Genomic DNA, 12963 nt, shown 5'->3' with positions numbered 1-12963 from the left:
TACGCACCTCCTCTACCCAAAATTTAATGACTTTATCATAACATATGTTCATAAAATTTCAACAAGAAACAAAAAATACCGCCATAAAATATATGACAGTATTTTTCATAGAAATGTACACTTTTCTACAAATGTCCATTTATTGCTACTTCTTCCCTCTCTTCGACATTGCGAGTATACTTTGCAATATTATAAAAAATGCAAGTATGGCAGCTATTATTATCTTTGTCCACCAGGATGATAATGTTCCCTGGAAACTTACAAAAGCTTCAATGGTACCTTTTATAAGTACACCGAAAAGACTGCCGAACACATTGCCTACACCTCCGGTAAGTAATGTTCCACCGATTACCGCTCCCGCTATTGCTTCCATCTCAAATCCTTTAGCCTGTTCCACAAATCCTGCACAAGTGTTTAGACAGAACAAAAATCCACCGATGGAACATAACAATCCGTTCAGTATATATACCTGAAGTTTTATCTTTTTAACATTTAATCCAAGAAGCAAGGCTGACTGCTCGTTTCCGCCCACAGCATATACACTTCTTCCAAACTTGGTATATTTTAACATAATAAACATAAGTACAAGTATAATAAGTGCGACTATTACTGTAGGGTAGATATATGGGTATACTACAGCTCCTTTTTTATTTACTATACCGAATAAAGGTATTGTTATCTTCTTATTCGCCCATGAAAGAAATGTTTCATTTGTTATACTTATCATCTCCTGAGATATAATTGCTGTCATACCTCTGGCAAAGAACATACCTGCCAGTGTAACTATGAACGGTTGAATATTAAGATATGAAATAAGTATTCCTTGTACAAGTCCGAATATCAGACCGATTATGATTACGATTACTATTGCACTTAGCGCGTTTATCTTAGTTTTCTCCATTAAATATGCCAATACCATACAGGTAAGTGCTACAAATGAACCGACCGAAATATCTATTCCTCCTGATATTATAACCATGGTCATACCTGTTGCTATAACTATCAATCCTGCATTAGATATGAAGAGATTTAAAAATACCTGCGGTTTTTGAAATCCCTTATTCCCAAACATTATAACCCCTATTCCATACATTATAATAAAGAGAACAATTGTCATATAAAGTAAGAAGGTTTTATTATCTATATTTTTTAACTTATTTTTCATATACAACCTCGGCTTTCTTCTTATTTAAATTAAATCCTCTTATTATCTTTATAAATTCCTTTGACTGTAATGAAACTATTATTACAACCACAATCGCCTTATATACCGGTAGCTGATCTGCCGAAACACTCATAGCATATAATGTGGTAGTCAATGCTTGAATAGTGTAGGCTCCTATAACACTTCCAAGAAGTGAAAACTTTCCGCCTGAGAGACTGTTTCCGCCAAGTGCCACCGCCAATATTGCGTCAAGTTCTATATTAAGTCCGGCGTTATTTGCATCTGCTGAATATACTCTTGATGAAACTATCATTCCTGCAAGGCCCGCCAAAAGACCACAAAATGCATAAGCTATAAACTGTATATACACAGGATTTAATCCCACAAGTCTTGCAGCTTTATTATTTATTCCTACAGTTTCTATATACAGACCCAAAGCTGTTTTTTTTAGTATTATAAGTGTTACTAGGACAACAGCCAATGCTACAAATACAGGTGTTGGAAGAGGTATTCCATGTATAGAATTACCAAGCATCCTGAATGATTCGACTCTTATATAGGTTATTTGTCCATTTGTAACAAGCTGAGCCATTCCTCTACCTGCTGTAAACAATATCAAAGTTGCAACCATAGGTTGGATATTCATCTTTGCAACAAGAAAAGCATTAAATGAACCACAAAGCAATCCCACAAATATTGCTGCTATAAACGCTGCTATATATGGTGCGCGATATACATCTGTAGAAACTTCTCCACCTGCAAGAATAAAACATGCAACAGCACCTGCAAGCGCACATACTGCACCTACCGAAATATCCGTACCTCCTGATGAAGCAACTACAAGAGTCATACCCACAGCAAGTATTACAAGCTCACTTGCACGATTTATTACATCAATTATGTATCCGTAAAATACTCCGTTTTGTATAGTAATATTAAAGAAGTTAGGTGTCTTTATCATGTTTATAATTAAGACTAAAATCAAACTTACTATAGGCAGAAAGAGTCTTGTTGATGTTATGTTTTTTATTTTTAATGCTCTCAATTTTATTCCCCTCCTGCTATAGCACTCATTATATTATTTTGAGATATTTCATCAGATTCTAATTCACCTACTTTTTTCTTATCTCTCATTACTACCATTCTTTGGCAAGTTCTGATCATCTCCTCGATTTCTGATGAAATAAATATTACAGTCATACCCTCAGTCGCCAATTTCAAAACCAATTTTTGAATCTCAGTTTTTGTTCCGACATCAATCCCTCTGGTAGGTTCATCCAATATAAGAAGTTCAGGATTTGTGAGCAGCCATCTTGCAAGAATTACCTTTTGCTGATTTCCACCGGAAAGCTGTTTTATAGGTGTTTCTCTCCCGGCTGTTTTTATCTGTAATATTTCTATATACTTATCTACAAATTCTTCCTGTTTTTTCCTTGGTATAAGTTTAAATATTCCTTGTTTTGCCTGCATGGCTATTATTATATTTTCTCTTACAGACAGATCCGCTATAATTCCTTCATCTTTTCTGTTTTCAGGAAGATATGCCATCCCAAGTTTCATGGCATCAATCGGAGCATTTATTTTAACTTCCTTACTTTTAAATATTGTTTTACCGGTATCCGTTTTGTCGGCACCGTATATAGCTCTGACAAGTTCAGAACGCCCTGATCCCAAAAGACCGGTTATTCCTATAACCTCTCCTTTATTTAACGTAAGATCAAACGGTTTTATATTACCGGTTGATCCAAGCGACTCGGCCTTAAGAAGTACTTCTTTATCATCAGTCTTTGTGCTTTCACCCTTAATATTTTCAAGATCGTTAAAATCCTTACCCATCATTTTTGCTACAAGCTGTACTCTTGGAAGGTTATCCACTTCAAACTCTCCTACAAGAGCTCCGTTTCTCAAAACAGTTATTTTATCACATACCGCATATACCTGCTCCAAAAAATGGGTAACAAATATTATTCCTATACCCTCCTTTTTTAATTTTTTCATCAAAACAAAAAGTTTTTCAACCTCTCCGTCATCAAGTGATGAGGTAGGCTCGTCAAGTATCAGTACCTTTGCCGACATATCAACCGCTCTGGCAATGGCAATCATTTGCTGTATTGCAATTGAATAGTTTTCTGTAGGTTTGGTTACATCTATTTTGATATCCAATTTATCCAAAAGTTCCTTGGACATTCTATTCATTTTTTGCCAATCAATAAGTCCGAATTTTCTTGGCTCACGATCCAAGAACAAATTTTCCGCCACTGAGATATTCGGGCAAAGATTTACTTCCTGATACACTGTACTTATTCCGTTTTCCTGTGCTTCTTTGGGGCTTTTATTTATTATACTTTTTTTATCTTCAAGGATTATCTGTCCGGTTTCAAACTCTTCCACTCCTGTAAGTACCTTTATAAGTGTGGACTTACCTGCACCGTTTTCTCCCATTAAAGCATGTATTTCACCCTTGTTTAAACTAAAATCCACATTATCAAGTGCTTTTACTCCCGGAAAATTTTTACAGATTCCTCTCATTTTCAATAGATTATCCATAATCACCTCAAAAGGAGTGAGGAGCAAATAACTCCTCACTCCCGGTATTTTCTTTATGCAAAATATAAAATTATGCCTTATTAATAAGCTCTTCCTGCCTTAATTTTCTCAAGATCCATACTTGTATCAAAATATGATTCGTCTACATACTGGATCTTATCCACTGTTTCACCCTTCTCAAGCTTTTGAATAATTTCAGCTACTCTAGGTCCATGAAGCGGACTGCACTCAATACTTGCATTTAAGTCACCGGCAATCATTGCATCAAATGCGGCCTTTACAGCATCAAATGATATAACTGTTATATCGCCTTTCGGTCCGCATGTTTTTCCTGCCGCCTTTATAGCATCTATAGCTCCGAAAGCCATATTGTCATTTTCGGCAACCACTACATCAATATCATCAAACTGCTTTAAAAATGACTCCATAACTTCCTGACCCTTTGATTGTGTAAACTCACCTGTTTGCTTTGCAAGCATATTCCAGTTTGCATTTTGTCCTAAAATATTTGCAAATCCGTCAGTTCTGCCAACCTGTGCAGATGCACCGATTGTACCTTGAAGAGTAACAATGTTTATCTTCTCATCAGCAGCCACATTCTTTGATTTCAAATAATCTTCAAGCCAATGTCCTGCAGTCTCACCCTCTTTTATAAAGTCACCGCATACAAGCGCTGTATAAAGAGAATCATCTGAAGTCTTTATCATACGGTCTGAAAGTATCACAGGAATTCCTGCATCCTTAGCTTCCTGTAAAACTGTATCCCATCCTGTTTCTACAACAGGTGCAAGTACGATATAGTCAACTTCCTGCTGAATAAAATCTCTTATAGCCTTGATTTGATTTTCCTGCTTTTGCTGAGCGTCATTAAATATAAGCTCATATCCGTTTTCAGGAACAAATGTAGATTTAAATGACTCCGTATTTGCCGTTCTCCAATCAGACTCCGCTCCAACCTGTGCATAACCTACTACAATAAGCTTTGAAGCATCCTTAGACACTTCACTCTTTGCTTCCTCACTCTTGCTCTCACCTGCGGTTTCCGATGATTCAACCGACTTGCTCTCCTCAGGTGCTTTTGCACCTCCACCGCATCCTGTAAGTGCAAACATAGTCAGCATAATTGCAGATACAAATAGACTTAAACCTCTTTTACTCATAAACTCCTCCTTAAAATTATTTACGAAACAATTATTTGTTTACTATATTGTAATACAAAAAAACCTATGTAAACATAGATTTTTTTACGCATTTTTTATATTATTTTCATTATCGGAAATTTATGTATATTATTTTATGATATATGTTTAATATATTCAGATTAGATTAAATCACTTTCTAAAGGCAGAATTATACTTACAGTTGTACCTATATTCTCGGTACTGTCTATATTCAGTCCATATTCATTACCATAATAAAGCCTTATTCTTTCCGCCACATTATAAAGTCCGAAGCTCTCTTTTGATGACTTTACTATATCAATTTCATCTATATATTCACTTTTTATAATATTTTTTAAGCTTTCAAGCTTTTTAGTCTCCATTCCGATCCCGTTATCTATTACCTGTAAAATTATATGCTCATCTTTTCTATAACCTTTTACCGAAATCTTACCTCCACTTCTTTTATACTTTATACCATGGTAAAGTGCATTTTCTACAATCGGTTGTAACAAAAGTTTCAAAATTCTTATATCATACAGATTATCTTCTATATCAATACTGTATTCCAAAATATCCTCATACCTGAATTTTTGTATCTTTAAATAATTTTCTATATGTCTTATTTCTTCTCTTATCTGTATAAATCTTTTTCCGTTATTTAATCCTATCCGTAAAAAGCCTGACAATGCGGTTATCATATCAACCACTTTTTTCGAATCACCTGCTTCAGCCATCCATACAACAGTATCAAGTGTGTTATATAAAAAATGTGGATTTATCTGAGATTGTAAAAGCCAAAGTTCCGTATTTTTCTTATTCTTTTGCTCTGTCTTTATATTCTCGATAAGCTCTTTTATTCTTATTATTTTATCATTAAAATTTTCCGACAGTTCATCGATTTCTAAAATACTGCTCTCCGGATTATTCTCCAATAAATCATTTTCACTTCTTTTTGTATAATTACAAAGATTTATAATAGGAGCCGCAATATGTCTTGATACCTTTTTATACATATATAAAGTAAAGTACAAAATAAGAAATACACTGATAATACTAAGCATAAATATAACAGCCATCTGATTTCTTATCTTTATACTTACTATGTTAAGCTCTTTGGTCTCCTCATATATATAGTCATTTACAGTATCTTCTATCAGCTCGGTTGTAACCCTGATATCATATTCCAAACTGTCTATATTTTTATTATAGTCTTTATATATATCGCTTTTACCGATATTATCTATTTGTTTCTTGAGCAAATTTAAAAGTATTATAAGGCCTTTCGGTCTGTTTATTCCTTCATCTTTATTGTTTGTTTCCAGTAACTTTTCAAATATTTTATTTGCATATTCAAGGTCTTCATACGGATTTTGATTTTCTATAGTATCCGCACCTATCACCACCCTATACATCTTATGGTCTACATTCTCTTTAAATTTAAAATTAAATTCTGTTGCAATACTTATATTTTTTACTATACTGCCATACTTATCATTCTGCCATTTCATCACAAACAAAAGATAAATAATAATAAATGCAATGGGTATAAAGGTTATAAACAGCCTTTTCATAATATAATTTTGTATACTATTCTTCATTTTTATTTTCTCTGTATGACTTAGGTGTGTCTCCTTGATATTTTTTAAAAGCCGAACTGAAATAATGTTGATCACGATATCCGACTTCCAATGCTATATCAGATATCCTTTTATCAGTGCTTCTAAGAAGTCTTTTAGCTTCATCTATTCTGGTTTTTGTCAGATAGTCTATAAAGTTCATCCCCGCTTCCTGCTTAAAAACAGTACTGAAATATGTGGGACTCAGTCCTATATATTCCGCAACACTGTTTAAAGAAATCTCAGGCTCCATATAATTTTTCTCGACAAAGTCTTTTGCCTTTTTAAGTAAAAAGCTGTACTGCCTTCCTGTAATCTGACCTCTCTTATCAATCATATATTTCAGTAATTTTAAAAAATATTGCTTCATAGTATGAATATCTGCAACGACTTCATCAAACACTTCCATACTTCCGAATTTATTTCCAAGATCCTCCTTATCATCAACATTACTGAGGAATTTTTCAGACTCTATGAAAGCATCCATTATTACATATTGTCTGAATATTAAAGACTTTAACTGTCCGTTCATATTGTCAATATACTCTTCAACATAACTTTCAATATTCTGACTCTTTCCATTTATAATAAATTCCTTGAAGCTCCCTTTATCGAATCCTGATGTATAAAATTTCTTTATATTAAACTCAATATTGTCTGCCTTTATATTTCGAAAAATACTGTGTCGCTTTGATTCTACAATCGGCTTTATTTTCTTTAAAACAGATATGAGTTTTTCTTTTGAAACCGGCTTTAAAAGATATTCGGATGCACCGATATGTATAGCTTTCTGGGCATAGTCAAAATCGTCATAACCGCTTAAAAATATAATAACGGTCTCCGGAAACCTTTCCTTTACTATTCTTCCAAGTTCCAATCCGTCCATAAAAGGCATCTTTATATCTGTTATCAAGATATCCGGTTTTGAAATCTCAATTAGGGGAAGTGCCAATTCACCGTCGGCAGCTTCCCCTACAAAATCAAATCCATATGAATTCCAATCTATTTCATTTTTTATACCTTCTCTTACAAATTTTTCATCCTCAACTAAAAAGACCTTTACCATCCCCTACATTATCTCCACCGGATTTGTATTTTTGAATTCAAAAACATTCAGTTCACTGTATTTTTTTAAATCATTTACAATTTTTTCTGTAAATACATGCTCTAAGCCGTAATGTGTGGCATCTATGATACAAATGCCTTCATTTATAGCATCAAGTCCTTCATGATGTGTAATATCACCTGTTATCAGTACATCCGCCTCACCTAGAGCATACTTATACATTCCTCTTCCTGAGCCCGGGCTTATAGCAATCCTTTTAATATTTCCCTTTATATTCTCTCTGCCAAATACAGTTAAACGCTTTAAATTAAATGTCTCCTTTATTAAAGAAAGTAATTCATCAAATGAAAGCTCTTTTTTTAAATCTCCAATCTTTCCGACTCCAAGCTCTTTACCGTCCGCATTTGCCGTAACTTCAAGTGGTTTTGTATTTGAAAGTGAAAGCTTTTGTTCTGCAATGTCTGCCATACCCCCTGTTGCAATATCGAAATTTGTATGCATTGCAATCACGGAGATATCATTTTTAAGTATCTTTAAAATATAGTTTCCAAGGAGTGTGTCATCTGTAATTCTCTTTATATCTGAAAAAATAATCGGGTGATGTGACACAATCAAATCAATACTCTTTGCCCCGGCGTAGTCAAGTACTTCATTTGTAATATCAAGTACTACCAAGACATTTCTTACCTCTTTATCACTTCTTCCAAGTAAAAATCCTGAATTATCCCAGTCCATAGCAAGCTCAAGCGGATATAATTTTTTTAAATATTCAAAAATCTCACTACATTTCATTCATCGTCTCCTTAATTATATCAAGTCTATGTCTAAGCTCTTTTTTTCTGTCCTCATTTAATCCGGTATTTGATAGAATATTTATATACTTTTCTTCTTCTTTTTTTAGAAATCTAAGTAATACCGGATGTTTATTTTCTATAAGATATTTACCGTATAAGAGCTCAGCCTCCGAATACATCACTGTATTTTCTGTATACCTTACTTCCATTACCGTATAAAACTTGCCCTCATCTATACACATATCTTCTTTTATTATTTTAAAGCCTTTTCTTATCAGATAATCTCTCACTTCATCTGTTTTTGTATGAGGCGACAATATGAAGGTATTTTTCTTATCAAAAAATGCTTTTCCTCTATTTAAAATATCTATAATGAGTTCTCCACCCATTCCGGCTATTATTATTGTATCCACCTCTTTATTTGACATTTTATCAAGACCGTTGGAAAGTCTCAGAACAATATTTTCACTTACACCGAAGTTTTCTATGTTTTCTTTTGCTTTTTCCAATGGTCCTTTATTTATATCACAGGCATAAGCCTTATCTATTATATTATTTTCTATAAGATAGATAGGTATATGTGCGTGATCCGTTCCTATATCCGCTACCACTGAATTTTTCTTCACAAAATCAGCAATAGTTTGCAATCTTTTTGACAGTTTCATTTTTTCTATTCCAAAAAATCTTTTAATCTTTTTGTTTTTGACGGATTTCTAAGCTTTCTTAGAGCTTTTGCTTCAATTTGCCTTATTCTCTCTCTTGTGATTCCAAAGACCTTTCCTACCTCTTCAAGTGTTCTGGGTTTTCCGTCCTCAAGTCCGAATCTGAGGAGGATTACCTTTTGTTCTCTTTCGGTAAGTGATTTTATTACTTCAATCAATTGGTCATGTAGGAGCACATCCATTGCGAAGTTGACAGGAACTTTAGCATTATAATCCTGTAAAAAATCTCCAAGATGTGAATCGTCTTCATCACCTATAGGTGTTTCCATAGATACAGGTTCCAATGCAAAGTTCATTATCTCCCTTACTTTTGATACAGGCAGACTCATTATCTTTGCAACTTCCTCAGGTTTCGGCTCTCTGCCAAGCTCCTGAACAAGTTTTCTCTGTGTCTTTATAAGCCTGTTTATTGTCTCAACCATATGCACCGGAATCCTTATGGTTCTGGCCTGGTCTGCAATAGATCTGGTTATAGCCTGCCTTATCCACCATGTTGCATAAGTTGAAAATTTAAACCCCTTTTGATAATCAAATTTTTCAACAGCACGCAAAAGTCCAAGATTTCCTTCCTGTATAAGATCCAGAAGTTGCATTCCCCTGCCCATATATCTTTTTGCAATACTTACAACAAGCCTTAGATTGGACTCCGCCATTTTTTTTGCGGCTTCCTTTCTTATATTTTCATCTGGGTCGGAAATTTTCTGAGCAAGTACCATCTCTTCTTCCACACTAAGCAGAGGAATTTTACCTATTTCCTTCAGATACATCTTTATAGGATCTTCTACGGAAACATAGTCATCCAAATCATCAAGTATATTTAAATTTATATTTTCAAGATCCTTTATATCCTCTTCATTGAACTCATCTTCAAAGTCATTTTCTTTTAGAATAATGAATTCTTCCGAGTCTGCATCACTGTCAAATTCGGTAGGCTCTTTCTCATAATCATCATCAATAAAAATATCTCTCTTTTCAAGAAATTCAATAAAATCAGGAAGATATTCCTTCGGTATATCATTATCAGAGAAAATCTTTTGGATATTTGAAGCATTAATTTTTCCGTCAAAATCTTTCTTTAATATCTTTTCAAACTCATTTTTTAAATTCTTCCCCCTCATACTTCCTCCACTAACCTAAATCAACATGAAGTTTTCGCAATATCGCCTGTTCCTCGATAATTTTTTGAAACTCTTCTATACCTTTTGCATTCTTACTTTTCTCGTCTAAACTCGCCTGTCTGATTTTAAGTATACTTTCAGTGACAGCTTTTTTCTTTTCGTCGTCACTGAGGTTAGTCCCCAAAGTTGTATTAAGTATTTTGGAAAGCAGTCTCTGTTTTTCCATGTCATCCGCATAGTCATCACATATATTTGAAAATCTCAAATCTCCGAATCTAAGCTTTTCAAATATCTTTACCGCTACATCCCTATAGAAACCTTCACTAAAATTTTCCGGTGAAACATACTCACTTATCTTATTAAAAAGTGATACTTCCTCCACCATCCATGTAAGCAAAAGTCCCTGTGCTTTTGTATATCCGTCATCAATTTTTTTATTTTCTTTACTCGTATTTTTCTTTTCTGAAACTGCAGTATTTCCGAAAGAATTAACCATATCAAAGAGTGCATTATATTCAATCATCAATCTCTTTGCTACAGCATGAGTATAGTTTTCTCTTTCAAGCTTTTCATGAAAGCCGCTTAACATTCTTGCAACTTCCCTGTAAAAGTTGGTTCTTTCATCAGGTTCGTTTAAATTATAATCTTTCTTCAGTATTTCGACTTCCCAAAGAAAGGCATTATCTGCAGAATCTATCCTCTTTTGAAATTCCTCACTGCCGAGATTTTTTATAAATTCATCCGGGTCTTTGTACGGAGCCATAGATAATACTTTTACATTTAAGTTTTCTTCTTTTAAAAGAGGAATAGCTCTCTTTGCAGCATTTACACCTGCACCGTCAGAATCATAAGTTAATATAACTTTCTTGGTATATCTGCTTATAAGTTTTACATGTAATGGTGTAAGTGCGGTTCCAAGACTTGCCACAGCATTCTCAAAGCCTGCATTGTGTAAAGCTATGACATCCATATATCCTTCACACACCAAAAAGAAATCTCTTCTTGTTCTCTTTGCAAAATTTAATCCGTAAAGATTTCTGCTCTTATCAAAAGCAAGGGTCTCAGGTGAATTTACATATTTTGGAAGTCCGTCACCCAAGACTCTTCCACCAAACCCTATAACTCTTGAATTGACGTCTATTATCGGAAACATAACTCTGTTCCAGAACCTGTCTCTTGCACCCTTTTCATCAATATTTATAAGACCGCTTTTTTTCAATATATCATCACTGTAGCCCATACCTTTAAGATATTGATACAGATCATTTGATGTTTTTTTTGCAAATCCAAGTCCGAAATGAGTAATATGTCTGCTCTCAAGCCCTCTGTCTTTGAAGTACTTCAATCCGATCTCACCGTCTTTTGAAAGCAGGTTTTCATAGAAGTACTTTGCGGCAGTCTTATTTATTTCAAGAATAATGTTTTTTTCATCATTTTTTGCCCTGTCATTGTCACTGACCTGTGGCAATTCTATATTTGCTCTTTTAGCCAGCAGTGTTAATGCTTCTGTAAAAGAATAATTTTCATACTGCCTTATAAAAGCTATTACATCTCCCCCTACACCACAGCCGAAACAATGGAAAAGTTGCTTACCCGGTGATACTGAAAATGAAGGAGATTTTTCTGCATGAAAGGGACAGAGTCCCATATAGTTGGCACCCTTTTTTTGTATTTTCACATAGCTTGAAACAACATCCACTATATCATTTGCAGATCTTACCTCATCTATTATTTCATTTGAATAATACAATTATTTCTCCTTAATATACATCCCAGGACTTTGGAACAAATATATCTTTGAATTTTTCTATTGCATATAAATCAGTCATTCCTGCAATATAATCACAAACTACCAGTTCCCTGTCCTGATTCAACTCTTTTATAAAAAATATATATTCATCCGGAAGCTTATCGGTATGGCACATATAATAGTCAAATAATGACTTTATCATAGTCTTGGCCTTTCCCTCCTGTGATTTTGGAACTTCATTGTAGTATACCTTTTTAAACATCCATGTTCTAAGTCCCATCATTGCCTTATATATCTCTCTATTCATAGAAATTTCAGGCTTATCAATACTTCCTTCTATCACACCATGTACCAAATTGTTAAGTCTTTCTCTCACCGAATGGCCAAGTATATCACTGTATTCTTTTGGAATATCATCTTCTTCCATAATACGTGCTCTTATAGAATCGTCTATATCATGATTTATATAGGCAATCTTATCTGAAAGTCTTACAACATGTCCCTCCAAAGTGGAAGGATTACCTGATGTACGATGATTTAATATACCGTCTCTGACTTCTTTTGTAAGATTAAGTCCACGTCCGGATTTTTCTATAAACTCAACTATTCTCACACTCTGCTCATAATGTGCAAAACCGAATGAACATACATCATTTAAAACGTCCTCCCCCGAATGTCCAAAAGGTGTATGTCCAAGGTCATGCCCCAAAGCTATCGCTTCCGTCAAATCTTCATTTAATCTTAGAGACTTGGCTATAGTTCTTGCAATCTGCGCCACCTCAAGTGTATGAGTAAGTCTTGTTCTGTAATGATCTCCTTCAGGCGCCAGGAAAACTTGAGTCTTATGTTTCAGTCTTCTAAACGCCTTTGAGTGAAGTATTCTGTCTCTGTCTCTTTGATATACAGTCCTTATATCACAGGCTTCTTCATACCTGTCTCTTCCTAAAGAATTTTTACTTAAAGCGGCATATTTACTGAGAGTCAATTCCTCTCTGAGTTCTATATCTTCTCTTATATTCATA

11 protein-coding genes are annotated in these 12963 nt (G+C 34.2%); all 11 read right to left on the bottom strand.

What is annotated here, in order from left to right; translation table 11 throughout:
• Positions 1–145 precede the first annotated feature (145 nt).
• On the bottom strand, positions 146–1165 hold the full coding sequence (locus EHV10_RS04790; RefSeq protein ID WP_128673678.1) for an ABC transporter permease subunit: 1020 nt from the start codon (positions 1163–1165) through the stop codon (positions 146–148).
• Positions 1155–2210 (bottom strand): ABC transporter permease, encoded by a 1056-nt coding sequence (locus EHV10_RS04785; RefSeq protein ID WP_128673677.1) that lies wholly within the window; start codon positions 2208–2210, stop codon positions 1155–1157. The genes EHV10_RS04790 and EHV10_RS04785 overlap by 11 nt, the downstream gene beginning before the upstream one ends.
• A gap of 2 nt (positions 2211–2212) precedes the next feature.
• The gene (locus EHV10_RS04780; RefSeq protein WP_128673676.1) at positions 2213–3712 is read right to left on the bottom strand and encodes a sugar ABC transporter ATP-binding protein; all 1500 of its coding nucleotides are present in this window, start codon (positions 3710–3712) and stop codon (positions 2213–2215) included.
• Positions 3713–3792: 80 nt separating this feature from the next.
• Positions 3793–4872: an ABC transporter substrate-binding protein gene (locus tag EHV10_RS04775; RefSeq protein WP_128673675.1), complete on the bottom strand. Its 1080-nt coding sequence runs from the start codon at positions 4870–4872 to the stop codon at positions 3793–3795.
• Positions 4873–5033: 161 nt separating this feature from the next.
• Positions 5034–6473 (bottom strand): sensor histidine kinase, encoded by a 1440-nt coding sequence (locus EHV10_RS04770; protein WP_128673674.1) that lies wholly within the window; start codon positions 6471–6473, stop codon positions 5034–5036.
• Positions 6463–7557 (bottom strand): response regulator transcription factor, encoded by a 1095-nt coding sequence (locus EHV10_RS04765; RefSeq protein WP_128673673.1) that lies wholly within the window; start codon positions 7555–7557, stop codon positions 6463–6465. Before EHV10_RS04765 ends, EHV10_RS04770 begins: the two co-directional genes overlap by 11 nt.
• A gap of 3 nt (positions 7558–7560) precedes the next feature.
• A complete protein-coding gene (locus tag EHV10_RS04760) occupies positions 7561–8349 on the bottom strand; it encodes a Nif3-like dinuclear metal center hexameric protein (protein WP_128673672.1) in 789 nt (262 codons plus the stop codon).
• Positions 8339–9016, bottom strand: coding sequence for a tRNA (adenine(22)-N(1))-methyltransferase (locus EHV10_RS04755; RefSeq protein ID WP_128673671.1), 678 nt, complete (start codon positions 9014–9016; stop codon positions 8339–8341). Before EHV10_RS04755 ends, EHV10_RS04760 begins: the two co-directional genes overlap by 11 nt.
• A gap of 5 nt (positions 9017–9021) precedes the next feature.
• The gene (gene rpoD / locus EHV10_RS04750; protein WP_128673670.1) at positions 9022–10191 is read right to left on the bottom strand and encodes an RNA polymerase sigma factor RpoD; all 1170 of its coding nucleotides are present in this window, start codon (positions 10189–10191) and stop codon (positions 9022–9024) included.
• Between the two features lie 10 nt (positions 10192–10201).
• Positions 10202–11941: a DNA primase gene (gene dnaG, locus EHV10_RS04745; RefSeq protein ID WP_128673669.1), complete on the bottom strand. Its 1740-nt coding sequence runs from the start codon at positions 11939–11941 to the stop codon at positions 10202–10204.
• 10 nt (positions 11942–11951) lie between these two features.
• Complete coding sequence (locus EHV10_RS04740) at positions 11952–12962, bottom strand: deoxyguanosinetriphosphate triphosphohydrolase (RefSeq protein ID WP_128673668.1); 1011 nt, start codon at positions 12960–12962, stop codon at positions 11952–11954.
• Position 12963 lies beyond the last annotated feature (1 nt).

Origin of the sequence: Lachnoanaerobaculum gingivalis (assembly GCF_003862475.1) — a bacterium.
Taxonomy (GTDB): domain Bacteria; phylum Bacillota; class Clostridia; order Lachnospirales; family Lachnospiraceae; genus Lachnoanaerobaculum; species Lachnoanaerobaculum gingivalis.
Note: the sequence above shows the minus strand (reverse complement) of the source record. Positions and strands in the feature narration are given on the sequence as shown.

Excerpts from the sequence above, each read along its gene's own strand:
- EHV10_RS04770 (WP_128673674.1), bottom strand. The coding sequence starts at position 6,473 with ATGAAGAATAGTATACAAAATTATATTATGAAAAGGCTGTTTATAACC.
- EHV10_RS04780 (WP_128673676.1), bottom strand. The coding sequence starts at position 3,712 with ATGGATAATCTATTGAAAATGAGAGGAATCTGTAAAAATTTTCCGGGA.
- EHV10_RS04775 (WP_128673675.1), bottom strand. The coding sequence starts at position 4,872 with ATGAGTAAAAGAGGTTTAAGTCTATTTGTATCTGCAATTATGCTGACT.
- EHV10_RS04755 (WP_128673671.1), bottom strand. The coding sequence starts at position 9,016 with ATGAAACTGTCAAAAAGATTGCAAACTATTGCTGATTTTGTGAAGAAA.
- EHV10_RS04740 (WP_128673668.1), bottom strand. The coding sequence starts at position 12,962 with ATGAATATAAGAGAAGATATAGAACTCAGAGAGGAATTGACTCTCAGT.
- EHV10_RS04765 (WP_128673673.1), bottom strand. The coding sequence starts at position 7,557 with ATGGTAAAGGTCTTTTTAGTTGAGGATGAAAAATTTGTAAGAGAAGGT.
- EHV10_RS04790 (WP_128673678.1), bottom strand. The coding sequence starts at position 1,165 with ATGAAAAATAAGTTAAAAAATATAGATAATAAAACCTTCTTACTTTAT.
- EHV10_RS04760 (WP_128673672.1), bottom strand. The coding sequence starts at position 8,349 with ATGAAATGTAGTGAGATTTTTGAATATTTAAAAAAATTATATCCGCTT.
- rpoD (WP_128673670.1), bottom strand. The coding sequence starts at position 10,191 with ATGAGGGGGAAGAATTTAAAAAATGAGTTTGAAAAGATATTAAAGAAA.